This window comes from Paraburkholderia sp. BL21I4N1, assembly GCF_002973525.1.
In the GTDB taxonomy this organism is placed as follows: Bacteria; Pseudomonadota; Gammaproteobacteria; order Burkholderiales; family Burkholderiaceae; genus Paraburkholderia.
In genome coordinates this window covers 36,148-61,073 of record NZ_PVEN01000027.1, presented here as the reverse complement: position 1 = coordinate 61,073, position 24,926 = coordinate 36,148, and the positions used below count along the sequence as shown (strand labels likewise).

General features: G+C 62.9%; 25 protein-coding genes and 3 pseudogenes. 18 read left to right on the top strand and 10 right to left on the bottom strand.

The genetic code is table 11. The features are described 5' to 3' along the window. The first annotated feature begins 263 nt into the window (after positions 1 to 263). Both B0G83_RS35960 and B0G83_RS35955 read left to right on the top strand, forming a co-directional pair. Complete coding sequence (locus B0G83_RS35960) at positions 264 to 1,604, top strand: EAL domain-containing protein (RefSeq protein WP_146120358.1); 1,341 nt, start codon at positions 264 to 266, stop codon at positions 1,602 to 1,604. A 10-nt stretch (positions 1,605 to 1,614) separates the two neighbouring features. Further along, a complete protein-coding gene (locus B0G83_RS35955) occupies positions 1,615 to 2,544 on the top strand; it encodes an HTH-type transcriptional regulator ArgP (protein WP_105512040.1) in 930 nt (309 codons plus the stop codon). A gap of 316 nt (positions 2,545 to 2,860) precedes the next feature. Here B0G83_RS35955 and B0G83_RS35950 read toward each other — a convergent pair whose 3' ends face one another. From B0G83_RS35950 to B0G83_RS35935, 4 genes are all read right to left on the bottom strand, one after another. Continuing rightward, the gene (locus B0G83_RS35950; RefSeq protein WP_105512050.1) at positions 2,861 to 4,099 is read right to left on the bottom strand and encodes a sodium:solute symporter; all 1,239 of its coding nucleotides are present in this window, start codon (positions 4,097 to 4,099) and stop codon (positions 2,861 to 2,863) included. Beyond that, the gene (locus B0G83_RS35945) at positions 4,086 to 5,039 is read right to left on the bottom strand and encodes a fatty acid desaturase (protein WP_105512039.1); all 954 of its coding nucleotides are present in this window, start codon (positions 5,037 to 5,039) and stop codon (positions 4,086 to 4,088) included. The genes B0G83_RS35950 and B0G83_RS35945 overlap by 14 nt, the downstream gene beginning before the upstream one ends. 635 nt (positions 5,040 to 5,674) lie before the next feature. Then, positions 5,675 to 5,887 (bottom strand): hypothetical protein, encoded by a 213-nt coding sequence (locus B0G83_RS35940; protein WP_105512049.1) that lies wholly within the window; start codon positions 5,885 to 5,887, stop codon positions 5,675 to 5,677. Between the two features lie 136 nt (positions 5,888 to 6,023). Further along, positions 6,024 to 6,461 (bottom strand): helix-turn-helix domain-containing protein, encoded by a 438-nt coding sequence (locus tag B0G83_RS35935; RefSeq protein ID WP_105512038.1) that lies wholly within the window; start codon positions 6,459 to 6,461, stop codon positions 6,024 to 6,026. 91 nt (positions 6,462 to 6,552) lie between these two features. Here B0G83_RS35935 and B0G83_RS35930 point away from each other — a divergent pair, with 91 nt between their 5' ends. From B0G83_RS35930 to B0G83_RS35880, 12 genes are all read left to right on the top strand, one after another. After that, positions 6,553 to 6,807: an AlpA family transcriptional regulator gene (locus B0G83_RS35930; protein ID WP_258168482.1), complete on the top strand. Its 255-nt coding sequence runs from the start codon at positions 6,553 to 6,555 to the stop codon at positions 6,805 to 6,807. A 91-nt stretch (positions 6,808 to 6,898) separates the two neighbouring features. After that, complete coding sequence (locus B0G83_RS35925) at positions 6,899 to 7,777, top strand: ParA family protein (RefSeq protein ID WP_105512037.1); 879 nt, start codon at positions 6,899 to 6,901, stop codon at positions 7,775 to 7,777. Continuing rightward, positions 7,774 to 9,534 carry a ParB N-terminal domain-containing protein gene (locus B0G83_RS35920; RefSeq protein ID WP_105512036.1) on the top strand — a complete coding sequence of 587 codons (1,761 nt, stop codon included), beginning with the start codon at positions 7,774 to 7,776 and terminating at the stop codon, positions 9,532 to 9,534. The genes B0G83_RS35925 and B0G83_RS35920 overlap by 4 nt, the downstream gene beginning before the upstream one ends. Further along, positions 9,531 to 10,196: a hypothetical protein gene (locus B0G83_RS35915; RefSeq protein WP_146120357.1), complete on the top strand. Its 666-nt coding sequence runs from the start codon at positions 9,531 to 9,533 to the stop codon at positions 10,194 to 10,196. The genes B0G83_RS35920 and B0G83_RS35915 overlap by 4 nt, the downstream gene beginning before the upstream one ends. Continuing rightward, positions 10,189 to 10,683 (top strand): hypothetical protein, encoded by a 495-nt coding sequence (locus tag B0G83_RS35910; protein WP_105512034.1) that lies wholly within the window; start codon positions 10,189 to 10,191, stop codon positions 10,681 to 10,683. Before B0G83_RS35915 ends, B0G83_RS35910 begins: the two co-directional genes overlap by 8 nt. After that, on the top strand, positions 10,680 to 12,203 hold the full coding sequence (locus B0G83_RS35905) for a hypothetical protein (RefSeq protein WP_105512033.1): 1,524 nt from the start codon (positions 10,680 to 10,682) through the stop codon (positions 12,201 to 12,203). The genes B0G83_RS35910 and B0G83_RS35905 overlap by 4 nt, the downstream gene beginning before the upstream one ends. 303 nt (positions 12,204 to 12,506) lie before the next feature. Beyond that, positions 12,507 to 13,568, top strand: a complete 1,062-nt coding sequence (locus B0G83_RS35900; protein ID WP_105512032.1) for a PFL_4669 family integrating conjugative element protein — start codon at positions 12,507 to 12,509, stop codon at positions 13,566 to 13,568. 16 nt (positions 13,569 to 13,584) lie between these two features. Then, a complete protein-coding gene (locus tag B0G83_RS35895) occupies positions 13,585 to 14,070 on the top strand; it encodes a hypothetical protein (protein WP_105512031.1) in 486 nt (161 codons plus the stop codon). A 128-nt stretch (positions 14,071 to 14,198) separates the two neighbouring features. Beyond that, complete coding sequence (locus B0G83_RS35890; RefSeq protein ID WP_105512030.1) at positions 14,199 to 14,774, top strand: single-stranded DNA-binding protein; 576 nt, start codon at positions 14,199 to 14,201, stop codon at positions 14,772 to 14,774. 65 nt (positions 14,775 to 14,839) lie between these two features. Next, on the top strand, positions 14,840 to 15,121 hold the full coding sequence (locus tag B0G83_RS35885; RefSeq protein WP_146120356.1) for a hypothetical protein: 282 nt from the start codon (positions 14,840 to 14,842) through the stop codon (positions 15,119 to 15,121). Continuing rightward, positions 15,112 to 15,243, top strand: coding sequence for a hypothetical protein (locus B0G83_RS39330; protein ID WP_258168486.1), 132 nt, complete (start codon positions 15,112 to 15,114; stop codon positions 15,241 to 15,243). The genes B0G83_RS35885 and B0G83_RS39330 overlap by 10 nt, the downstream gene beginning before the upstream one ends. A 49-nt stretch (positions 15,244 to 15,292) precedes the next feature. Continuing rightward, positions 15,293 to 17,383, top strand: coding sequence for a DNA topoisomerase 3 (locus B0G83_RS35880; protein ID WP_105512028.1), 2,091 nt, complete (start codon positions 15,293 to 15,295; stop codon positions 17,381 to 17,383). Positions 17,384 to 17,390: 7 nt separating this feature from the next. Here the strand turns inward: B0G83_RS35880 and B0G83_RS35875 are convergent, their stop codons facing one another. Continuing rightward, entirely contained in the window at positions 17,391 to 17,813 is a 423-nt protein-coding gene (locus B0G83_RS35875) for a hypothetical protein (protein WP_105512027.1), read from the bottom strand. 312 nt (positions 17,814 to 18,125) lie between these two features. On the opposite strand from B0G83_RS35875, the gene B0G83_RS35870 reads away from it, so the two are divergent. Next, a complete protein-coding gene (locus tag B0G83_RS35870) occupies positions 18,126 to 18,410 on the top strand; it encodes an HU family DNA-binding protein (protein ID WP_105512026.1) in 285 nt (94 codons plus the stop codon). Between the two features lie 52 nt (positions 18,411 to 18,462). On the opposite strand, the gene B0G83_RS35865 is transcribed toward B0G83_RS35870, so the two are convergent. The 3 genes and pseudogenes from B0G83_RS35865 to B0G83_RS35850 all read right to left on the bottom strand — a co-directional run. Beyond that, positions 18,463 to 19,677 carry a hypothetical protein gene (locus tag B0G83_RS35865; RefSeq protein ID WP_105512025.1) on the bottom strand — a complete coding sequence of 405 codons (1,215 nt, stop codon included), beginning with the start codon at positions 19,675 to 19,677 and terminating at the stop codon, positions 18,463 to 18,465. Between the two features lie 25 nt (positions 19,678 to 19,702). Continuing rightward, positions 19,703 to 20,575 (bottom strand): hypothetical protein, encoded by an 873-nt coding sequence (locus B0G83_RS35860; RefSeq protein WP_105512024.1) that lies wholly within the window; start codon positions 20,573 to 20,575, stop codon positions 19,703 to 19,705. 351 nt (positions 20,576 to 20,926) lie between these two features. After that, positions 20,927 to 22,039 (bottom strand): annotated as a pseudogene (locus B0G83_RS35850) (IS4 family transposase); the annotation flags it as partial. A 22-nt stretch (positions 22,040 to 22,061) separates the two neighbouring features. On the opposite strand from B0G83_RS35850, the gene B0G83_RS35845 reads away from it, so the two are divergent. Then, positions 22,062 to 23,420, top strand: a complete 1,359-nt coding sequence (locus B0G83_RS35845; protein WP_258168481.1) for a recombinase family protein — start codon at positions 22,062 to 22,064, stop codon at positions 23,418 to 23,420. A gap of 31 nt (positions 23,421 to 23,451) precedes the next feature. Here B0G83_RS35845 and tnpB read toward each other — a convergent pair whose 3' ends face one another. Together tnpB and B0G83_RS35835 are read right to left on the bottom strand one after the other, a co-directional pair. After that, complete coding sequence (gene tnpB / locus B0G83_RS35840) at positions 23,452 to 23,661, bottom strand: IS66 family insertion sequence element accessory protein TnpB (protein ID WP_105512022.1); 210 nt, start codon at positions 23,659 to 23,661, stop codon at positions 23,452 to 23,454. Continuing rightward, on the bottom strand, positions 23,658 to 24,104 hold the full coding sequence (locus B0G83_RS35835; protein WP_105512021.1) for a transposase: 447 nt from the start codon (positions 24,102 to 24,104) through the stop codon (positions 23,658 to 23,660). The genes tnpB and B0G83_RS35835 overlap by 4 nt, the downstream gene beginning before the upstream one ends. A gap of 80 nt (positions 24,105 to 24,184) precedes the next feature. On the opposite strand from B0G83_RS35835, the pseudogene B0G83_RS35830 reads away from it, so the two are divergent. Both B0G83_RS35830 and B0G83_RS35825 read left to right on the top strand, forming a co-directional pair. Beyond that, positions 24,185 to 24,421 (top strand): annotated as a pseudogene (locus B0G83_RS35830) (hypothetical protein); the annotation flags it as partial. Between the two features lie 259 nt (positions 24,422 to 24,680). Further along, positions 24,681 to 24,902 (top strand): annotated as a pseudogene (locus tag B0G83_RS35825) (DDE-type integrase/transposase/recombinase); the annotation flags it as partial. Positions 24,903 to 24,926: the final 24 nt, after the last annotated feature.

The window sequence follows — 24,926 nt, the reverse complement described above, 5'->3', positions numbered from 1 at the left end:
CAGTGAAACTAAACGTTAGGCCGAACGCTCGGGGCATGCTCGGCGCCACCGACGATGCGCCAGGGACTTTCTTCGTGTGCTGTGGGTGAGCGTCGTTGATGGAGATCAGTTTTTCCACGTCCTGATTCGTGGTTGCGTGGCCGGTTCGCTGCGATCATCGAACACGTGTCGACCGGGTACCGGTGAATGCGTGTTCCGCGCCACGCGTGGCTACGCGGCGTGCAGCGAAGGGTACTGTGGACGTTTAGTATACCGAGGTGATTGTGGAATCCAAAAATCATGCTTACGAGCTGAGCAGATCCGCGTCGATCCGGCCTGCCGGGCAGGAGGGGGATGATAGTAAGTGCGAAGCGTGGAACGCAGATTTCGACGATCAGAGAAAGACGGAAGATCGTCCACGTTCTTACCAGTGGTCGATATCCACACGAGTCGACGCGCTGGCGGAGCCTGCCGGATCGGTCGGGGAGCTCTGCGTCGTCGCCACGATCGCAAATCTGCGCGAGATCGAGCAGGTGTATGGCGAGACGACTGCACTTGGCGTGCGGCATGCCGTCTATGAGCGAGCCCGGGCACTCTCACGATCAGGGAGGGCTACCGTTGCAACAACCGGTGCGCATATCGTTTTTATCTTCGACCTGTCCTACCTGTCCTACAAGGGCGACGCGTCGGAGGAGTTATGCGGGCCCATCATCGAGCACCGGGTAGTCAAGGTACTTGGCGCGCACGCCGTACCACTGGGAGACGCGGCCATCATGCCTGTAGTACGCGCCTCAGCGATGCGCTCCGGGTATCAACCATTTCAGGATTTCATCGATGCGGCAAACCTGGCGACTGCGGGCCATCACTGGTGTGAGCGGTACAGGGCCGATATGGTGGTGGCTGCTGCCGTCTTCGCGGCACTGGAGGAGAAAAGGCTCGATTTCGATCGGGAACCCGTCTGCGCGGCGGGCAATTCGCAAGATGTGGTGTATTACGAGGTACTGCTTTGCGAGATGAAGAATGGCCGACGGATACGTATCGGTAGTCTCGTGGGCGCCGTTGAGCGCCTGGGGATGGTGAGGCGGCTCGACGAATGGGTCGTCGACTCGACGATCGCCGCATTGCGCCGCAATCCTGCGCTTCGACTCGGATGTAATGTGTCCGCGCGTAGCGCCACACTCGATGCGTGGTGGACACCGATCGCCTCACAGTTGCATGCAGACAGACGCCTTGCTTCGAGGCTGACGATCGAGATCACGGAAACAGCCGCATTGACGTCGACGACAGAGGCACGGAACTTCGTCAGGACGTTCCAGGCTCTCGGCTGCCAGATCGCACTGGACGACCTGGGGAAAGGCCACAACAATCTGATCGCCCTGATCGGGCTTGGCGTCGATATCGTCAAGATCGACCTGCGTTGCCTGAGACAGGAAGGCGGCACCCAAAGTCCCCTGGGTCTGCGTCCGCTTGTCCAGTTCGCGAATTCTTACGCGGCGAGCGTCATCGTCGAAGGCATCGAGACTGAGGACGACGCGCAACAGGCGCGGGAGTGCGGGGCGACCTGCCTTCAGGGCTATCTCTATTCCGGTCCCTCCGCACCAGACATCGTTGCGGAACGTGGATGAAAGGGTTTTCATGAAAGTGGGCGCGATGTTGAACATGGTCGAGCTGGAGACGTTTGCCGCAGTGGTCGAACATCGCAGTTTCACGCAGGCGGCGGTCGCGCTGAATATCTCCTCTGCTGCGGCGACGCGCCGCGTCAAGCGGCTCGAACAGTCGATCGGGGCGCTGCTCCTGATCCGCGAGCCTACCGTGATGCCGACGAAAGCGGGCGAAGACGTGTTTCGTCATTTCATGACAGTCCGGCTGCAGGAAGATGACCTGCTCCGGCGTGTCACGCCGGGGAGGGCGGCGACAACAGCGCTTGCCCTTGCCGTCAACGCCGATTCACTCGCCACCTGGTTTGAGCCGGTGACGCGTGAGCTGGCACAACACCATGTGGCGCTCGAGATCGTCGTGGACGATCAGGACCATACGCTCGAGGCACTGGCGCGCGGCGACGTCAAAGGCTTCCTGTCCACGCAACCGGAACCGGTTGTCGATCGTTTCGTGGCGGAGCCGGTCGGACAGATGCGCTATCAGTGTGTCGCCACACCCGGATTCGCCCGCGAACATTTCGCCGGTGGTCTGACGTTGCCGGGCGTGCTCGAGGCCGCAGCCATTCTGTTTGACCGGAAGGACGCCCTGCACGATGTGTTTTGCGAGTCGCATTTCGGGGTGACGGTCGGCCGGTACCCCAGGCACTATTTTCCTTCGCCGGCGGCATTGCTCAATGCGATCCTGGACGAGCTCGGTTACGGGCTGGTCCCGGCAATGCAGGCCGAATCGCTGATCAGTGGCGGCAGACTGGTGGCGCTCGCCCCCGGGCACGACCTGATGATCGATCTTTACTGGCATCACTGGGAGCAGGAGCCCGAGCCGCTCGCGACGATCAGCGCACTGGTCATGGAAGCGGCGCGGCGAAGCCTGGTTCAGCCGGTGCCAGGGGACGCGCGCACCAGTTGATGGGGCGTTATGATTCGCCGACGCGATGCGTTGCGTCGACTCTTCCGATTGCCGTTACCACGGCGCTCGTCGTCGCCGGCATTTTTCACGGAGGCAGTAGATGCGAACATGATGGTCGCGGCGCCGCCTGCGATCGCGTGATTCAGGCAGTGATCGCGTCACTGCGAAAATTGCGACCGCCCGCTACGTTGCGGGCCTCGGCGCGGCAGGCTTGTCGACGGTGTGGTGGTGCCGGTGGGTCGCTACATGGCTAACACGCAGGAGCACGCTAACACGCAGGAGCACGATCGGGGCCCGTTCGGGTCACCAGGCGAATCTATGACCGCACGCGCCCGAGTAGCGGCGCGAACTGCCATGTGACCGGCACACAGGCGGAGGCGAACAGCCCTGCCGGAAGCGGGAGCCAGCCGGGCAGATTGCCGATATCGGTCCAGTTCATTGCCGAAACGAGCAGGGAAACGATGGCGCCAGACAGCAACATCGCTGATGCGCAGCGCGGTGCAACCTGCCGACGACGCTCGTGCAAGACGAACAGCAACCCGACGGCCGCAACATAGACGATGTTCAGTGAAACGATGGTCGACACAATCGCCTGACCATCAGTCGCGATTGCGCAACCGATGGCGACGATCAGCAGGCGCGACGCGTAGCCGTAGCGACCATCGCCGGCGTGCAGGCCCTCAAGTGCCGATGACATCGCGCGCGTGATCGCGGTCCCTGATCCGAGAGCAGAAAGCAGGATGACGCCGATGCAAACGGATCCCATCGCCCCACTCGTTTGCAGCATGATCCACGGGATCGCGCTGGCGGTGTCCGTCAGGCCGGACAGCTTGCCGGCATGAAGCGCTGCGACGACTATTGCGGCCGGGAGAAACCCGGTCACCACGAGAAAGACGCTTGCAAGTACGCAGCCTAGCCACGCATCTCGTGGTCGGCGTGCAGCGACGACGAACTGGTGATAGTCCGATCCCGTGATCACCAGAAACCCGACTGCAGCGATGGTCATCAGTGTTTGAGCGCGCGGCGCGGCGCGTGTCTCCTGGATGAAGGACGGCCACGCATGGAGGTACACGGTTAGCCCGTTCGAACCAACAAGCGCATGCACGAGAGCGATGTTCGTTGCGAGCAGGCAGCAGGCGAAGAGCGTTGCGGCCATGCCGAGTTCGACAGAGGACATGACCAGCAGCGCCGCGGCGATCACTGCAAGTGCATGGGTTGCCGGGAGTCCCGTCGCGACAAGCACGGCGATACCGCCATGGATCTGGGCGGCCAGCACGCCGGCCATCCAGACGAGCGAGAGGAGCGCGACGAGCTTGCGCACCGCTGGACCGTAACGCTCGCCCAACACGTCCCAGATGAGTTCGCGTCCCCGCCAGAGCGTTGGTGCGGCCAGCGCGAGCGCGAGCATGCCCAGTGCGGTGACGATCGCATACAGACTGCCCGCCATTCCGGCGTGTACCGCCATCTCGCCGGAGCCGAGCAGGAATGCCACACCGTAGCTTGCCGAGACAAGCAGCGCGGCCACGTGGACCGCCCCGAGATTACGCTGCAGCATTTTCGCCTCCATGGACTTCCCATTCACGCACGACTGCATCAGGGCCGCGAAAATAGGCATGGCACACTCTGGCCGCGCCGGCGAAGGCGGGCAATGCCAGCAGCTCGCGCTGCGCGTGTGCGAGGCGGTGATAGGGAATCGACGGCATCAGGTGATGCGTGAGGTGATAGCCGTTGTTGTGCGGATGAATGATCCATCGCCACAGGCTGCGGGAAGAAGCGTCGCGCGTGTAACTGAAGATCCCGCCTCGCTCCAGGCCAAAGTGGTCGCACAGCTCACGAAACGTCGTGATCGCGTGAAAGACGGTGGCTCTCGCCAGCATCCATATGCCGAAGAAAAGCGCTGTCGCATGAACGCCCCATACAAGCGTCATGGCACCCAGTACGGCGGCCCACCATCCGGCCATGCCGAATCGCTGCATCCAGCTGAGTCTCGACAGATGCAGGTGTCCGAACGTCGAGCTCAACCAGGCCGCCGGCGCGAGCAGAACCTTGAAAAACGGCTGCCACCAGCGGTCGCCCGGATTCGGACGAACGGCGATGTAGTCAGGATCGCGCACCGGGTCGCCCAGCCACGCATGATGGCGGGCGTGGAGCTCACGATAGAGCGCAAGACTGTTGAAGAGCGCCGGTTCGATGAAGAGGCGCGCGAGGGCATCATTGAGGCGACATGAGCGGGCAAGATTGCGATGCGCGGCGTCGTGCAGCAGGTTGCCGAGCGCACGCTGCCGGTTACCGACCCATCCAACGATCGCGGGCACCGACCACCATCCAAGGCGATGCAGGATCAGCATGGCGGCGGTGATGCTCATCCAGTCGAATACGATATCGACGACGACATGGATTACGTCGGGCGACGTCATGGCACGGTGAATCGTGTTCCATTCTGGAAACGCAGAGCGGATCAGATCCTGGTCCTGGATCACGGCGCGACTATTCATGGATACCTCGTATGGGTCAGTTCGCAAGCAAGACAATCACGTCGCCCACAGCGGATGCGAATTGCGCGGCAGGCGGCCGGGCGATGACACAACTGAGTTTTGATCTTACGAAAGGAGCAGGCTGTCGATCACGCGTTGCGCAAATATTCATGCAGTTGCATTTTCGGCAGCGGCATGCGCGATGGGTCTCCTTCCTTGCCGGTTGTTTCCAGCGGCAACGAAATGAACGGCGCTAGTGTGGACGGACAGACACGTGTGCGTTATGCCTCCGCGATATTGGGCGCGTGGGTTAATGCCTGGTAAAACTGCGTAATGTCACGCGATATGACGCATCGAGCTTTGAAGGAGAACTGAACAGACAGGCGATCGGGTGACGTTGTAGCGTCCATTTGCGTGCTGTGTCGTCACGTGCCCCGTATGGAATCCGCGGTGACGCGATGCTTCCCGGTGACGATGGTCGTAGGCGTTGTTACTGGCAACCGCTGTAATGGTGTCAACAGGATTCCGTCGTGGACTTCGCGAATCAAGGCTCCATCACGGGGTGATGCCGTATCCTGCGCGGAGAATTGATCAATGGGCCGCAGGATTTTCACGAATCAGCGTGCTGGCCGGGGCCAGGAACGGAACGTACGCTGCTATGATGGTCCGCCGTCATCGACCGGTTCCGTCGAGAGGCGGATCTGAAACCTGATGGGCATCTGCTGTGCAATGACGAGTTCGAGACGGATGTGTATGTCGGGCGTCGACGGGATTTTTGCGGCGTGCTCGCCACGCGCAAGCAGAGCATCCTTCTCGATCTCGCTTGCCAGCTGATCGAGTTCCTTGCTGATTTCTTCCTGGCGTCCCATTACATTCTCCCGACCGATGGCGATATCGCAGGCGTTTTCACGCATGCGCTAAAAGGCGCTACGTCGGAAGATTAATGTTCGGCCGGTGGTTGACGGGCAGCTTGCGGAATTGTTCTCGCTGCTGACTTGAGCGCAATCATCGTGTCAGGCGACTGATGCGTGAATCCTGCAGGATCTGCTCGGCACTTTCGCCCAGCAACTGGCACTGCTCGTAGAGCAGGCCAATGAGTCGCGCCTTTTTCTTCGCATCGAGCGGCGCCTCAAGACGCTGCTCGATCCGCTCGACGGAGACCAGCACGCTGTCGAGCGTCTTCTGGTCGAGCCGGTACCGCACATCGCGCTCGAGAATCATGTTGCCGTCACCCGTCAGCAGCCAGACGGGATCGACCGAAAACTGCCCGTACAGCGTGCGCAGCAGTTCGACCGGAATCGCACGCTCCCCGCGCTCGTAGTTCGCATAGGCGCGCAGAGACAGTCCTAGCTGCCGGGCCATCTTGTCCTGCGACAGGTCGAAGTGTCCGCGAACCTGCGCAACGCGTTGATGATAGTCCACGTGATCAGTGATGCTTGACATGTTCGTCTCGCGTCCCTAGAGTAATTTTGTGCCTTGATTATAGGCACCATTGAGTGTTGGACAAAACCGGACGTGCCTGGACGGAATGAGAATGCGCTGGACGGGTGACGGTTTGATGTTCGCGGAGGTAGTGACGAGTATGCGGTTCTACACGCTGGAAGAGATCGCGCGCGAGCTGCACATCGCGCCTGCTACCGCACGTAACCGGTTGACGCTCGGGCAGCCGATGCCCCCATCGATCCGCATTGGCCGGCGCCGCCTTTTCCCTTCGGATGAGTATGAAAAGTGGATCGCGTCACAATTGACGCGCTCCGATGATTTCGATGAAACGGGCAGTGGCTCATAAGGCAATCTCACGACTTGCCGTAGTCGAGCGTACTGTGCTTCTGTAACTGAATTCCGGGTTCACGCGATGATGTTGTACTGGATTTACCACCATGCCGGTCGTTATCTCCTTCGTTTCCACCAAGGGCGGCGTCGGTAAGACGACCGTCGCCGCCAACCTGGGCGGCCTGCTCGCAGCCTTCGGCATGAAGGTTCTCGCGATCGATGCAGATGTCCAGCCGAGTCTAAGCCGGTATTTTCCCGTCCATTACCGTTCACCGCGGGGTCTGACTGCGGTGGTCACCTCCGGCGGCAACCCGTCCGCGGACTGCATCAGCCGGACGATTTTTTCCAACCTCGATCTGATCCATTCGGACACCGCAGATGCCGGGTTGCAGTCATGGATCAACCGCCGCGAGGACCGCCTGATGATCATGCGCCGCGCAATGCGCAGTCCCGTGATTGAGCCGTACGATGTGGTGCTGATCGACACGCAGGGCGCGGTGGGTGAGCTGCAGAAGTCCGCCGCGATGGCCGCGGACTACATGGTGTCGCCAGTCAAGCCTGACGCGCTGAGTGCGGGTGAATTTGTATCCGGCACATTGGCAATGCTCGACGAGCTGAACCGTCTTGCGGACTTTGGTGAGTCGTTCCGCTCCGGTGATCTGCACGTATTGATCAACGCGCATGAGCGGACTGTCAATGCCCGGGTGCTGACGCAGGCTGTTCGTGAGCGCTTTGCCGCATATCCAGGCGTCCGTGTACTCGACACGGTGATCCCGTCTGCCGCCGCCTACGCCGGGGCGGCGATGTCGCGCATCCCCGTGCACGACTATGACCGGCGACGCCTGTTCATACGTTCTGCATGGAACGTGATGCACGGGCTCGCATGGGAACTGTTTCCGTCGCTGCGCGGGCAGTATGTTGGTAGCGGCATCAGAGCAGGGCGTCGCGCACCGCAGGATCATGTGCCGCTGGAGCGCGTGGCATGAACAGGCTCACGCAGGTTGATCCCGGGCATGACGGGCAGGCCGGCGAACCGGGCGGAGGTCCGGTTGGTCTGGCGATGCAGAGGCTGGGTGTCGAATCGCCTGGACCACGCACTGCAGAGGTGGCGCTGGTCTCGACCATCCGCCTGAAGGTCATTGAGGTCGTGACCTACGAACGCAATCCCCGGCGGGCGTCGCCGGACCGCATCGCCGAGCTGAAGGAGTCGATCCGCGTCAACGGCATCGAGCAGATCGTGACCGTGACACGGCGACCGTCGGAGACCCGGTATGTGGTGGCGAAAGGCGGGAATTCGCGTCTGACCGCCGCCCACCTGCTTTACGCGGAGACACAGGATCCGCAGTTCCTGCACCGCGACTTCCTCTACATTCCCTATCCTGGCGAGGCTAAGCTGCTGGCCGCGCACCTGCGGGAGAATGAGCAGCGCGCGGACCTGTGCTTCTGGGACAAGGCTGCGGGCTACCTTGCGCTGAAGGCTGATCTGGAGCATGAGCGGGGCGGCGCGCTGTCGTTGCGCGAATTCGCGCGCCTGCTTGCGCAGGACGGTGCGCCAGTCAGTCACGTGCTCTTGTCGCTGTTCCAGTTTGCGACGCAGCGGCTTGTCGGGCTTGGTCCCGCAACGGCACTGCTCAGCCGCCGCAACGTGGTCGATGTGATCCAGCCGGCGGTCGGCGCGTTGACGCGGCTGGTCCGCCGGTTCGGGCGTGACGACGACTGGCTGCAGCACGAGGTGATCGACGTTGCGCTGGGGCAGTTCAGCCTCGTGCTGAACCCCACACCTGAATCGGGTCTCGCCCAGGAGCGCGTACTGGACGCCGCCGCGCTCGTCGCGGGTATGCAGCGGCGCTGTGCGGAGGTGCTGGACGTGCCACTGGCGGCGATCAGGCCCATGCTTGCGCTGGTAGCGGGTGAACCTGAGATTTCACCGGAACGGCTGCGTGAGGCGGCAGCGGGAACACTTGGTGCCACTGGCCTGGTGACGCGAAAGACCCGATCTTCGGGTGAAGGGACGCCGCCGATCGCTGCATTGCCTCCTGAACAGACGGCGCAACCTCGATCGGACAGCCACATACGGCATCCGCTGCCCGCGTCAAATTTGCCACAGCATACGGATCCTCTGCCCGAGGCTTCCGGTCCGCACGGCACGGACGTTCCCGACGGCGATGCCGCCGATGAGTCCGCGGTGGTAGACCCGGGTGGAACCCCTGCCGTAGATCGTTCCAGCGATGATCTTGCAAACCTGCATCAGGACATCCGCTCGTTCGCCGTCCTGTGCGGTCTCGAAAGCACGTTACGCGATGCGCCGGACCTGCCGTATGGCTTTATGGTGGACCTGCCGGATCCCGCGCAAACGGACCCGCCTCTCGACACCCAGGCCAGACAGCACGAGGCAGGGTTCCGGCACTACGTCGGCTGGTGGTGGCTCGTGAACCTGTCACGCCAGAACACGCCGTGTGGTCTCACACATCTTCCGGCCGGCACGCGCTTCGGCGAGATTACCGGGGGCGAGGAACCGTGGGCGCATGCCTGCGACACGCACATCGGCGAGCCGCTGCTCGCGGACCGGTTCGATCTTTTTTTCGACACGGCCTTGAATCCTGCGAGCGAAATCGGTGGCCGGTACCTGGAGCTTGTCCGCATCGCACGCGGATTCCGCGCGCGTCATCCGGACCGCTTTCAGCCACCACAGTGGACCGAGCTGGATGCCGACGAACTGCTGCGCAGGGGAGAGCGTCGATGAGCGACCCTCTCGTGCCACTGTCGTATACCCCGCTACAGCACATGACGTTGCTGCTCCTCGTGGCAACTGTCACGCGCAATGGAGCCTGTTGGACCGCCCTGAACACTAAGGATAGCAAAGTTTCATGTGAAACATTGAAGAAGGGCGGCTGCGACCTCACCATCGATGTTCCACCGGTTGTTGCCCGAGTGCTGGGCAATCCACGCCTGACACAACAGATCGATGACCTGATCACTTCAGGTGCGATACGGCTTTTCCTGGACGCGGATATCCTGGTTCGACGGTGTGAACTAATCGAGCGGCAGTGGCGTGATGAGTCACTGTTCGCCGGCTTCGTTCGTGCGCAGGCGAGCCTGCCGATGATCCGCCGGTTCTTCCGTACGGCCACCCGTTCGAAGGTGACGCAGTTGCGCAGGCAACTTGCCGTCACGGCACCGGCCAAGCCACGCGTCCTTACCGGCAGGGAACTCGATGCGATGCTGGAAACGTGGCGTGCCTGTGCCGGCACGCCCGACATCCGCGAACGTTATCTCTCTGTCCACGATTATTACGATGGCCGGTACACACTGGCCACGATTTTCTCCGCGCTCGATACCGGGCCGGAACAGCGCGCTTCTGACTGTCCGTCTTCAACAACCAGCAAGGAGCCGTGCGATGTTTGACATGCGTGTTGACCCCGAAGGAAATCTGCTACCCGGTAAGACGTGGGACGATTCACCCGGCCTGCCGCCGGCGCAGACCCATATGCTGCTTTCGATGCTCGACGCACCGATTGCGATCGACCGGTGCTTTGTCGAGGCGTGCGAGGATTTCGTCGCCGGTGCATTGCTGACCGAACTCTCGGCGATCGAAAGCGAAACGACCGCGCCCGGCGCCTGGGTCGCAGTCTCACCCGAAGATATCGAGCGGCGCATTTCATTGCCGGACGCGCAGCAGGTTGCCGCACTTCGTGTACTTGTCGACCAGGGGCTCATTGAACACAGCCGCCGCGACGCACAACCGGATGAGTTCCGGATTCGCTGGCCGGAACTGCTGGCGCTGATCAAGCGTCGCTCGCAGGAGCGCACTGCTGGCATTCCGTGGCCGCCGAAGCGGCCAGACGATCCGTCGCGGCCTGGAGCCGCTGTGGCGTCGGGAGACCGGCCATGAGCGCGGCTGAATACCTGGAGCACTTCGAGGACCTGTGGCTGCGACTCAAGCCGTTCCGCCCAATCGCCTTTGGCACGCGTCTGGCACGCATCACCGGGCATCCGAAGGATGCGATGCTGCTCTCACAGATGGTCTACTGGACGAAGCGCGGCCGGGACGTTGGCGACAACGGTGGCTGGATCCACAAGACGCGCGAGCACTGGCGTATCGAGACGGGCCTCACGCGCGATGAGCAGGAGGGCGCGCGTGCGCGGTTGCGCAGCCTGAACCTCGTTTCTGAGTGGCGCGGCGGCCGCGCCGCGTGTCTGCATTACCGCATCAACGTGCCGCTCATGTCCGCGATGATCGACGGGTGCTGTACGTTCGTGCGACGCCTGCCGATAAGCATCGAGGCGATGCGCGAGGACGAAGCCGCAGCGAGGGAACTGCTTGGGCCCGTGGTGCCGTTCAGGCGGGCGTTCGTGGACCTGACCTGCAGCTTCAACGCCGGCCTCGTTCTCTCGCGCATGGTCCAGGTGCAACGGCAGACAGCTGACCGGCAGGGCATCTGGTTCTCACTGACAGCGTGGGAATGGAACCGCACGACCGGCATCAACCGTCGTCAGCTCGAGAATGCAAAACGACGGCTCAAACAGATGGGCGTGTTGCGGGAGATCAGACAGGGCGGGCGTGGGTCGCGCATCTGGAGCCAGATCGATCCGGTGCGGCTGTATGGTTTGCTCGACGAGTTCGCGGCCCATGCGCCTCAGCCGTCGATAAGGACGACCAGCGGGGCCGTCGGTGGTCCCGCCGGTCGTCCACCACTGGCCCCGGATGCCTTCTCCGCTGTCGCCCCGGGTAACATGACCGATACAGTGACCGCGGTGCCAGCCTGCGCCGCGATACAGGCTCCCGCTTTCATCGGAATCGCGCCAACCAGAATCCGCCAGCCTCAGCCGGTTCGTGAATCGCTGTTACCGTCGGCAGGTTTGATCCGTTACCGTTGGCAGCAAACGTACGGTCCCAACGCGCGCGGGTATAAGAGGATTACATATTCGACTACAACCACCACCGGTGCGATCGTGGCGGGATGGTTGCGGCTGCTGCGCGGTGACCCGCCCGGAGTGGTGGTGGGTTTCACGACCGGCAGCGATGAGAGTGCGGCAACGCCCAGTGTCCCTGCGCTGGTGTGGCCGTCGATGCTGCGTGAAGCCGAGCGGGGACCGGTCATCCGCTATCTGGCGCGGATTCCCCAGCATGAGCGGCAGTTGCTGCTCGACGAGATGGCGGCGGCCCACCGCCACCAGACGGTCCGGTTCCCGGTTGCCTACATCGGCGAACTGGTGCGCCGCTACCTGGCGGGCGATTTCGTGCCGGCACGGGCGCATCGCGAAGCCGATGCCCGTCGGCAAGGCAGACGCCGCGGTGCCGCCACCCTCGTCAGCGACGCGCCGGTGACGCCTCCAGAAATCGCACGTGCGCATCTCGCGAGCCTGCGCGCGCAGCTCTGCCGCCATGGCACCGGAGCCTGTCATGCTTGAGCTGCCCGATCCAGTACCTGGCACATGGGCTGTTACCCGGGGTAACAGCGGGCAAACCATGGCGCGAACAGTGGCCACGCGACAGATCGTCGAGCCGTGTGCCGTGTTACCCCGGATAACACGGCAAATCTCTCGCGCCTATCGTCGACGCCCACAGCGGCGTGTTACCCGGGGTAACGCGCGACCGGGTTTCGCGCGCATGCAGTGTCCGAAGCGGGACGGGCTGTTACCCCGGCTAACACGACGGACGGATACCCGGACCGCCGCGCACGAGCGCGTCATTCCTGTGAGGAGGAACTGATCATGAGCAGCGAAGCGACTCCGCTTGACATGTCCCTTGACGCCTTTGCGCGCTCGGCCACGTCGCCCTTCCCGGACGGCTACGACCTCGAAGCAGAACGCCGCATCGTGGCACTGCTCATCGGGAACGGCGACCCGGACCCGGCCGATCCGCTGTTCGGTCGCTACCAGCTCTTTCTCGAGCGCGAGGAAGCGTTACGCGATGCGCAGGCACGCGATGCGGTGCGACAGTCGGCTGATCCGCTCGTGTCGACCGCCCAGGCGCTGGAGATCACGCGCATCGGGCAGCTCACGAGCGAGGGCGGCGACCGCATGCATCTGCATACGCGCGACGCGATGCGGCTGTTTCTCGGGCGCACGGTTGCGCCTGGCGAAGCAGGGCACCCGATGGCGGGCGGCCGGCGCGTGGCTGCGGCACTGCGCGCGCTCTGGTCGCTCTCGGGCAACGACAACCCCTACGCGGACTGGAAGCTCATCGAGATTGCGGAGCGCATCGCCGGCATCCGGCGGGCCGGCGAACTGGAACTGCAGCATGCCACCGGCCTGCTCGATGCGGCCCGGCAGAAGGGGCTCGACTACACGATTCTCCGGTCGCGCGAACCGGCGAACGTGTCGCTCGGCTTCACCTCTCCCTACGGCTACATGGTCGTCATGCTGCTCGTCGAACTCGATTACCTGGTGCGGGTGATCCGCTCCGCCGTGCTGCGTGATCTGCTTGCGTCAGGCGAGGGGCAGCGGCGGATCGGCTCGGCGAAACACCGGTGCCTGTCGGTGTTCCATTTCGCCGTACACTGCCAGCGCGTGCTGACCCGACCCGAGCTGCTGCCGCTTGCGCGCCACGACTTCCTGCCCGGCGCGGACACTGCCGCATCCCGGCGTGTCGAGGCAGCGCGTGCACTGCTCGGTGTTATCCCGCGCGACATCTTCACGGGCGAGCGGCAGTCGCGGCACAGCCGGCGGCGCGTGAACCGGCTGTCGGATGCCGAGCTGCGCCTGCTCGACAGCGTGCCGCTGGCGGGCGATGACCCGGTGGCGGCGGTTGCGGCAACGACGCTGGTCGAATGAAGCGAGGACTGCGGCAATGACGAACCGGTTTCCACCTCTGGATCGACGTTCAAAGGCCTTTAAGGGTAAGGGGGCGACGACCGCGTTGCTGCCCGTTTCGCTACCTGTTGCCCAGGTGGCCGGGCGCAGTGCCTTTCGCGTGCTGTTGCGCTCGTATGAGAGCTGGCTCGACGACACCGTCGCGCAGATGCAGGCGCTCGCGCACGAAAGCGGTGACGCCGGGCTAGATGCGTCGCTGCGATGCGTGCGTATCGCGCTCGCGAGCGGCGCAACGCGCCACCGGCTCGACTGGTTCCTGCGTGGTGAACCGCATGCGGTGCTGTATGCGCGGGTGCAGTCCGGCTTCGGCAGGGTGCCTGCGCCACTGCGCGCATACCTGCAGCAGTGCGACGCACGGGCCCGCGATCTCAACGCGCTGGAATCGGTGTTCCGGTACGCTGCGAGCCAGCTTGCGATGTATCTGCAGCACGGCACCGTCAAGATCCGGCGTCAGGAGGACTGACCACGAAGACTGATGTGGAAGTGTCAGGCAGTACAGGCTGTCGCAGAACAGCCGCTCACAACAGCGTCATGCAATGGACAGCGCGTTCGTAGCAAAGGGGCATCCCTTGTCCATGAACGGAGTCCGCAATGGGTATCTACGCAGAACTGGTCGGCAACGTGCTGGCGTCGCCGACGATGAAACAGGTCAACACCGCCAGCGGCATGCGCCGCATCGTCGAGCTGCGCGTGATGTCTGCCAGCTACCGGCGTCTTGACGACGGCACACTGGAGCAGCGCGACGGCCGGACCTTCCCTGTCGACGTGACGGTGTGGAACGAGCGCCTGACCGAGCGCGTGATGCAGCACATCCGCACGGGGGCGAGCATTGTCGTGCGCGGCGACTTCTACGTGAGTCCGTGGATCAATCGCGAGAACGAGGCCGACGCGGGCGCCCACATCGACGCCGAATCCATTGCCCTGAACCTCGTACGCATCGACCAGGTGGTGTACCGTCCGCGCCAGCTGCGCGAGTCCGGGCCTGAGTCGCCCGGCGACCTGCCAGGGGATGCTGGAGACGGCACCACGGATACCCGCGAAGCCGGCGAGCCGGGCGAGGTGCCGCGCGAGGGCACTTCACCGGCCAGTGATGAGCCGGAAGACGCCACGTCCGGCCAGTCTGCCAGCCGCCGTTCACGCCGCACGTCGAACGCGGCTGCCCGTTAACCCGTCATCATGCACGCGAAGGCCGCGCCTGCGTGCGCCGGTGTTCCTGAGAAGGAGGTCGGGTCATGAGGGAGAAGCCCTGTCCCGTTTCGCCCGATGCCAGCGAGCACAGGATGCTGCGCGCGCTGGTGGACGAAGGTATTCGCAGCACGGCGCCGTACGTCGCGCCGCCGTTTGTCCGGTTTGTCGCGCAATTTCACGGATGGCAGGTGACCGTGCAATCACGCACAGGCCTCTGCGGCGTATCGCGAGTCGTATCTGTCCACGCCCCGGATCACGGCCTCTGGCAGCGGGTGCATATCGGTTCCCAGGATGGCCTGTGCAACGGAGGGTTGCTATGCCGCTGAAGACGGGGGGCAATGCGTGCAAGTTCGGCGATTGCCGGCCACTGATGCGTGCGATGGCGGCCGACGGCGTGACGGTGCAGACCGTGGTCACCAGTCCGCCGTACTACGGATACTGCCGCTAAACGACCACTGGACTCACGCGCGTTGCCAGGGAAGCGGACCCCATCCCCGATGGAGGTCGGCAAGAAGCTGTACATCTGTGAGAAGCCGTCGCAGGCGAAAGATCTGGCGCCGCACGCTGGCGCGCGCGGGCGCGCCATTGGCGCCTTTACCGGTGACAGCGTGACGGTGACCTGGTGCATCGGGCACCTGCTCGAACAGGCGAAACCAGAGCAGTATGTTCCGGCGCTCACCGCCTGGAAGCTCGACCTGCTGCCGGTATTGCCGCAGCGGTGGGCGGTACAGGTCAGGCCGTCCGTGAAGAAGCAGTTCGATGTGGTGGTGCGGCTCGTGAAGCAGGCGGATGAGGTGGTCATTGCCACGGACGCCGATCGCGAGGGCGAGGTGATTGCGCGCGAGGTGATGCAGATCGCAGGCTATCGCGGACCGGTGTCGCGCCTGTGGCTGTCCGCGATGGATGCCGCATCGATCCGCCGCGCACTGGCGCAACTGCTTCCCGGCCAGAAGACCCTGCCGCTGTACTACTCCGGTCTCGGTCGCGCACATGCCGACTGGCTTGCCGGCATGAACCTCACGATGGCGCTGACCGCGGCATTCGGGACGGGCGGCAAGGACGGGACGCTGCATGTGGGTCGCGTGCAGACGCCGGTCCTCGCGCTGATCGTTCGCCGCGAGCGCGCGATCCGCACGTTCGTCCCGAAGCCATACTTCGACCTGGCATCGACGTTTGATCTGGCGGGCAAGACTGTATCGATGCAATGGATCGCGCCCGCGGCACTCCTCGACCAGGCTGGCCATGCCATCGACGCCGCGAAGGTGAAAGCCGTGGCCGGCCGCGTACAGGGCCGTATGGGCAAGGTCGTCACCGTGGAAACGACACCGGAGCGTGAGGCTGCGCCGCTGCCGTTCAGTCTCGGCAGTTTGCAGCGTGAAGCGTCGGCGCGGCACGGGCTGAAGGCTGCGGTGGTGCTCGATGCCTGCCAGGCGCTGTATGAAACCCACAAAGCGACGACTTATCCTCGCACCGACTGCCAACACCTGCCGGTATCGATGTTTGATGATGCGCCGGAGGTCGTGGCAGCACTGGCTGCGATCGATCCCGGGCTTGCCGCGCTGGCTTCCCGGTGTAACCTCAACACGCCGGGGCGCGCGTTCAACGACGCGAAGGTGACGGCGCACCACGCGATCATTCCGACGGCGAACAGTGCTGTGAAGCTCGCGGCACTGACGAAACCCGAACGTCTCGTCTATGACCTCATTCGCCGCCGCTATCTCGCGCAGTTTCTCGGCGACTTCGGGTACCTGCGCACGATCATTGAGGTTATGTGCGAAGGTGAGCTTTTTCGGGTGACGGGGAAAACACCTCAGGTCAACGGGTGGTGTGACGCGATTGCGACGGAACAGCCGGTTGAATCGCCCAAAACGGGCGATGCGGCTGTGACGGAGGTATCGTCATTGCCGGCGGTCAGTGTGGATGGCACCGCGCGGAATCTCTCCTGTGATGTCGAACGCAGGCAGACCCGTCCGCCGGCGCGCTATACGGAGGGTACGCTGCTTGCCGCAATGGAATCCATCGACCGTGAGATCGATGACGGGCGGTTGAAGAAGATCATCCGCACGAAGGAGAAGGCGGGGATCGGCACCGATGCGACGCGCGCCGGCATCATCGAGAGCCTGTTCCGCCGCGACTATATCGGCAACGATGCGAAGCGGAAAAAGCAGATTGTGCCGCTGTCGCGTGGCGAGGCGCTGGTCACGCTGCTCGAACGCGTGCTGCCTGAACTGGCCGATCCGGTGCTCACCGCCGAATGGGAGGAACGCCTTTTGCGGATCGAGTCGGAACAGCTGGCATTGAGCCAGTTCGAGACGGATCTGGGCGTCTGGATCACGGCGCTGGTGGAGCGTATAAGTGAGCAGCGCGCAAGGGAGCCCGCGTCCGGACCCTCAGCGCGGATGGTGGCGTGTCCATCATGCGGGGCCCCGATGCGCCGGATCAAGGGTTCACGGGGCTGGTTCTGGGGTTGCACAGCCTGGCGTGATGGCTGCAGGAGCACACTGCCCGACGTCGACGGCACGCCGGGGAACCAGCGGTCCATCGTGCCAGGGAGCGAGCTCGGGGCGGGCAGGCGCAATACGCACTGAGCGTTGTCTATGCTGGCGTAGCCTGCGATTCAACCGGGCGGGGTGGCAGGGGTGAAGGCGCCGCGCCATCGATGAAGCGCATCAGTTCGCCTTCGGCTGCGACGACGGCGTGCGCGGGGGCAGTGGCAAGCTGGCGGTCGTGCAGGGTGAGGAGCGCCCCGAAGACAGGATAGCCATCGTCATCGAGCAACCAGGTATCGGTTTGCGCGCCGCGCCGGTTTGCTGTTTCCATCACGTCCTCGGCTTCGTGGAAACGTTCGAGGGGCAGCGCGCCATATCCAGCGCGCTGGAGGAAATAGGCGATATACATGACGCTCGCCAGTTCGACCAGGTGGTCGGCGCTGCCGAATCCGCAGCACACAGTGGCCAGGCACGCGTGGAATTTGAGCGATTGCGTGCGCACGGCTGAGTCAGGCAGTGGCAGCAGCATGGCACGTGAACGATGTACCTTACGGGGCTTGCGCGAGGCGGCGCGATGGGAACGGGGCATGCGGATGCGACGTACAGGATGCGCGGCAGCGGGCGTTAAAAAGGGCGGCCCCATTCGGGAATCGGCTGTATTTTACAACACCGTTGGGGACCGTTCCGTCACGGTGATCTGGCGATCGCCCGATGATTATCGGATGCCGGCACTTGTGCCCGGCACACCGGCCAGGTTAGGGTATGCGGTCGTGCTGTCCGCTTCCCGTCCCACGTTGGCGGGAAGGATAAATTTACCTGAACTTCATAGGGAGAATGTCTGATGAACAAGCAGGAGCTGATTGACGCCGTGGCGGCGTCTACGGGTGCAGGCAAGGGCGTGACCGGCGAAGCGATCGATGCGGTGATCGGCGCCATCACGAAGGCCGTTACGAAGGGCGACAGCGTGCAGCTGGTTGGCTTTGGTTCGTTCAGCCAGGGCGCCCGCGCTGCCCGCACGGGCCGCAATCCGGCGACGGGTGAAGAGATCCAGATCGCTGCGGCAAAGACGGTCAAATTCACTGCCGGCAAGGCGTTCAAGGATGCGGTCAACGCCGGCAAGCGTTAGGTCGCCCGTCCCATCACCGGCTACCTCTTCGGGACTTGCCCCGCGAGCGCCATTACCGGATATGCGGCGCAAGCACCTTGCCGACGAATGAGGATGCGGTGTGCTCTCCGAACTGTCGCCGAAGTCGCGCGTTGAGCGCGTCAAGGGAAGTGCCGTTCATGGACGCAGTACCGGTGAGCGCCGCATGGGCATCGAGCACCTCTGCGGCCGTGATCTCGTAACCGGCGCCAGCGTCGATCCAGTGGAGCGCGGCCATGCCGCAGACCATGGCGAACGCCGGCTGCCGCTGCGCGAACTCCTTTGCAGCCCTTATCAGCGTGCGCGGATCGGCCGGGCTGGTTTGGATGAGCGACACCGCGAGATCGAAGAGCCCAGCGTCCTTCGCGGCGGCAAACCATTTACCTTCCGAACCGGGTTCGCTGGCGATGAGATCCTGCAGGATTGCCGCCTGCGAGCATTCCGGATATTTGTTCGTGATCGCACGGAAGGTCGCGAGGTATGTCCCTGAGCGGTTCGCCACGAGCGCATACCGCCGATAGGCCTCATCCTTCCTGCCGGAGGCGAGCAAGATTGTCTCGCAGGCGAGGGCGATCGCACTTTCCGGCGTGTATGCACCACGCGACTGCTCGGCGTAACGCAGCGCGTCTGCGGGCCGGCCGAGCGCGACCAGTGCCTTGACGCCCCATTGCCGGTATCCCCACGACTTCATGCGCGCCGAGTCCACGAGTGCGAGCAGTTCTTCGAAACGCTGTGCCGTATGCAACGCGCTCATGCACGCGGTTGTGCCGACGAAAAATCCACCTTGTCCATCTGGGCCAATCGCATGCGCGGTGATGGGTAGCAGCCTGTCCGCCCAGCCGGATGCGATGTCGGACGTCGCGCAAAGTTCTCCCCATGCACCGGCAAGGCGTTCGATGTACGGCATCTGGTCCTCCTGCAGCGCTTCGAAGAGCCTTTCCAGCCAAGCCTGTCTGGTTGCAGCGTCAACTTTTGCACCGGCAATCACGGGAACCAGCGTATCGATGGTCCGGTTGACCGCGGTGCCCATTGCTCCAGACGAACTGTCAACCTGTTCCAGCGCCGGAGAAAGTTTTTCGAGCAGGAGCGCAGCGCCTTCGGCGGCAAGGACCGCATCGGAGCGCGCCCTCTGCCGGATCTCGGCGAGCGCTTCCTTCAGGCGCTGGATTGGCAGCGCGGATTTCCAGCCGAAGGCGTTACGCCGGAAGCGCGTGGCGAAGATCCATCGATGCGAGTTCGTAGGTGACATTCCGGTTGTCGGCTTTCATCAACGTTCAGCGCGTCTTCATGTACTGCCGGTAGAGCGACTCGTGAAGGTCACGCAGGTCGCGGCGGCTGTCCATCAGTTCGTGGTGACGGCCTTCGCGCTCGAGCGCGAGCAGTCGCAGTACCAGTCTTGCTGCGCGCTCAGGCCCGGTGTCACGACAGGGTTCCGTCTGCTTCAGCAGTGGTGCCAGTCCGGTTTTCTGGATCAGCGCCCAGGCGGGAAACCAGGCGAGATCTGCGATATCGCCCGTTCCTTCAAACGAAGCATCGAATGCCCGGCGCAGCGCGTTCAGCGAATTGTCTTCGAGCTGCCGAAGTAGGTCATCGAGCCGGGTGGGAGAAAGCCATGCGAGTTCGGCAAGGAGCGGCAAGGCGGCCTCAAGACCATCGAGCCGGTACCGGCATTCGGCCATCCACATCAGCGGCGCCGGAATACGTCGCCAGGATTCGATGCGCGTGACGGCAGATTCAGCCGCTTTCCAGTTGCCCGCTTGCAGATAGAGCGAAGCGGCATGGGCGTTGGGTTGGGCTGCACGGAATGGCAGACTGGTGGCGCGCTGTGCGAGCTCGTCCCAGAACGGCGCGAGCCAAATAAGGGCAGTCCGCTCGCCCATCAGGCGGATCGCCGATGGCCGGACGCTGGCCAGTACCGTCTCCCGTACCTCAAATGCGGTGTCTTGAGTCGCGAACGGTACGCGACAACGCGCTTCGAGGGCAGTCACGAGTGTGTCGAATGCCATTAAAGCCTCGTCGTCAGGATATTCTTGCGTAAGGATCTGCAGCGCGCTGCGGGCGCCGGGTGCATCGTGTCGCTGCAATGCCGACAGGACATCGTTGCGCAGCATCACATCACGGCTGTCGTCAAAAATATCGAGTTGCATGGGTTGGACTCAGAAGAGCTGGTCGCAGGACTCACGAGGTTAACCCACTTCACCGTGCTTCTCAACGGGCTGCCGTCTTCAAGGACGGACTTGATGGCGCGCCGGCCGCTGGCCTCGGCAACCAAGCGTACCATCCGGTCTCGGTAGCGCATCAGCGCACCGATCGACGGGCACACGGGTCGCTTGTGTCTCCGGTCGGTCTGCGGCATCGGGAGGGGTGGAGTCGGCAGATGGCAGGGCGCCGGTGCCGCAAGGTACTACGGCCATTTATTTTTCTAGCCCATAGGGCGGCATGTCGGCCATTGCTGACGTTCACGGGTCGCCGTTGGTGAGGCCGCTTAGGGCATTTCGTTATACAGAAGTGTCGTAGCCGTCGCGCAAGATCTGAATGGTGATCACAGCATCCATGACTCGCTGCATGCCAATCCACAGCGTCTTCGCGCCCGGTTCGCCGTCGCTCTTGCGCCCGAGGAATCCGCCCAGTGACGCGACCATCCGTATCACCTGGTTGAGCGTCGGTGGTTTTTTCGGACGCGCCTTCTTACAGAGCACGTGAGCGCCGTGTATCTCGTCAGCCGCGAAGAATAGCGACGCGTCCAGCTCCGGACACGTCCTGCCGACACGCATGAGCCGCGCGATACGCCACGATACGACCATGTACAGCGCGAGCGCCTTCTCCACGCGCTCCATCTGTGAGAGTTGCAGCGCCTCAACCCGGCAGGCGTTCTTCAGGACATTGAAGAACATTTCTATTTCCCATCTCGCGCGGTACCAGTCAACGAGTTCGATGAGCGCATGCGCATCGCCCGCTTCGCGGTTGGTCACAAGACGCCAGATGACGGGCTTCACACCCGCTGGCGCATCCACTTCATACGCCTCGACGCAGGTGAGCGCGACACCGGCGCGCCCGGGCAGCGTGACGCGCTGGCTACGCAGTTCCTGCCTCACTTCACGCGCCTTCTGGCCACTGCGCCCGGGCAGTACGAAGCTGATATGGCCGAGCACGTTACTCGCATGGACCTTTTCCCACAGCTTTTCTTCGTCCCTCAGGGCACGATTGTGCTGGGACCGGATCAGCCAGTCCGCCGGTTCACCCAGTTCCTGCGCACGCTGCATGAGCGCGGCGATGTCACCTTCACGATCGGCCACATACACCAGTCGCGTGTCAGGCAGGGCCCGTGCCTGTTCGGCCACGATCTCATAGCTTTCGATCCACCGCACACTTTCCCTGACACCGCCACGCCTGCCGTTTGCATCGCGTGGCTCGCGCGCCCACGTCCATGCGTTCATCACACCCAGCGGCTCCCGATCCGGTGTCACCGCATAGGTCGCGTGAAGATACATGCCCACCTGTGCTTCATAACTGAGCGGGCCGGCCCCATCGACGTCCTGACCGTTAAAGTTCAGCTCTGTCGTATCGGCAATGCAAAGCACCACCGGCAACTGCTCCATGCGCGTCGTGGTAACCGCATCGACGGCACTTCGGATGTTGAACAATCCGCGCTACGCAGGTGCTTACGCCTACGGTCGGCGGCACTATCGCAAGCTCGCAGACGGGCGGAAAGTGCCGAGAAAGCGTGATCGCAATGACTGGCTTGCTTGCATTCCGGACGCCCATCCAGGATACATTACCTGGGAGCAGTTTCAGCAGAACCTTACAGTTCTGGAGACGAATGGTCGCGGGTACAAAGTTGCGCGATCGTCGCCACCACGCGAGGGAGCTGCTCTGCTGCAGGGCCGCGCCGTTTGCGGACGTTGTGGCCGGTATCTCCGGCTCCGATATGCTACGCGACGCGGACGACAGGAAGCCTGGTATATCTGCGACCGAGCACAGGGCGCTCGTGGCGAACCTACCTGTCAGTCAATTGCCGGAGCGCCGATTGATGAAGCAGTTGGCGCATTGATCGTCGCGTCGATGACTCCGGCTGCCGTTGAGTTGGCATGGGAGATACGCAGGGAAATCGAAGCGCGTCACGATGAAGCCGACCGGTTACGCCTGCGCGCTATCGAACGCGCCCGGTTCGATGCAGATCTTGCGCAACGACGCTTCATGCTGGTCGACCCAAGCAACCGACTGGTCGCCGACACACTCGAGCAAGAATGGAACGACAAGCTGCGCATGTTGGCCGACGCGAGAGAACAAAGGGACCGTAGCCAGCAGCAGGAGCGTCTCATACTCGACGATGCGATCCGCGACCGGCTCATCGCAATGACAGCGGACTTCAAAACACTGTGGCGTGATTCATCGTTGGCGAATCGAGAGCGAAAGCGGCTGCTAGCCTATATCGTCGAGGACGTCACACTGGTCAAACTGCCAGGCGAAGGAACAACCCGGATTCACGTTCGCTTCAAGGCCGGCAAGACTGAAACGCTCACGGCGCAGAATCCAAAAACGTCTGCGCAACAGGTCAAGACTCAGCCAGAGGTCCTCGAGCTCATCGACAAGCTTCTCGATGACCATACATGCTCTCAGATTGCGCAGCTCCTTAATGATCGGGGCATCCGTCCCGGCGGTTGCGTCCGTCCAGGTAAGAGCAACATTCGGTTCGACGCTCTGCGCGTCTCATACATCGCACAGCGAAACGGACTTCGATCCCGCCGCGAAAGACTGCGCGACCGCGGCATGCTCACAAAACTGGAGGCTGCGGCTCGACTCGGCATTCACGAAGCAACCCTCGTCAGGTGGGTCGAATACGGCCTTGTTAAACGACACGCCTATAACGACTACGCGTTTCTCTATGAAGTCCCGGATTCCGACCTGCCAATAAAGCACAGCAGTCGATGGGATCGACTCACCGACCGCGCGAAAGTGGCGCGAGCGAGCGTAGCATCCAAAACCCTCTGATCCGCGAATAGGAGTTGCAGTATGAATCCAGTTAGTTGGCGAGCAGCCAGACACCGTCGTCGCTCGCCCACAGGATTTTCACGAGATCGCCGCGGCGGCCACGAAAGATGTACAGGTTGCCGCCCAGCGCATTCTCCTCAAGTGCCGTTTGCACTTTCGCAGCCAGCCCCTGGAATCCGCAGCGCATGTCGGTAACGCCTGCGGCAAGCCAGATGCGCGTGCCCGCCGGCAGCGTGATCACTTCAGACATTCCCGCAGGAACATCTCGGCGCGCTCGGCCGACAGCCCACGAATCCGGACGCGGCGCTTGCCAATCTCGATTTCGATCTCGCATACCGGCGGCGGCGACGATACGCTGTCCACCGTCTTCGACGGCGCGCTCGCCGCTCCTGGCAACGCCCGCGGTGTCGGCATGGGCATATCAATCACATCGACGGCAAACAACTGCGCGGCGCCCACGCGGGGCAGAGGCACCTCGTTCGAGTCGGGCAGCACGAGTTTGCCTTCCCGATATTGCTTGCGCCACTCGAAGACCACGTTGGCGTTCATGTCATGGCGTCGCGCCACGATCGAGACCGATGCGCCGGGCTCCAGCGTTTCCTTGATGACTTGCTGCTTGAATTCCCGCGGATATACACGATGCCCCTGCTTGGGGTGGCCATCTTTCGCTGCGCTCTCCGACATCTCGGCAAACCCTCCTGGTTCACGAATCAGCTCACATCATGAAGCTGTCTTTCGTGAAGCGGGGAACGGCCCCGACGAGCCGCATACGGCAAGAAGGCATTCCCAAGCCCATTACCGATCGAGCCTGGGACGCACAGCTGCGGCTGTGCCGTCGATATCGCAAACTGGCAGAGCGCGGCAAGAATGCGAACATCGCTGTGGTTGCCGTGGCCCGTGAACTCGCGGGATTTCTCTGGGACATTGGCCGGCTGTCAATGTCCCTGGCTGTACCGGGCCGTGCACAGCCAACACACCAGCTTCATCCTGCCGGCCACTGAAAAGCAGCAATCTGAAGGAGTTTCCTGAAGGCGGCGTAGCCCGGCACACGAGTAACCCGCGCTCCGGCTATGCAGCGGATGTCATCCGATTTGCGGCTTCAGATAGCGGCAGGCTCATTGGGCGGAACACTGTAATGCGGTAACCAACCCGCGGATATCAGGGTGATCCACCGTCGAGACTTACTGCTACGTCGCCCTCAGGAAATTTAGCGTCCTGAAAAACCGAAAACCGATCTCTCTTGACACGGGAAGTCATATCAGCCGCAAGATTGTCGGATGGCAGGTCTATGCCGAGGAAAGCAGCGTCCTGGCCAGCGAAGTCCTCCGGGACCTTTGCGCACGTGAAGCGTTACAGCCCGATCAGGTGATCCTGCATTCGGATAACGGCGGCCCAATGAAAGGCGCGACGATGCTCGCCACCCTTCAGGAGTTAGGTGTCATGCCGTCGTTGAGTCGCCCGGGCGTGAGCAACGACAATCCTTAATATGTTGCGGTCGAAGATATG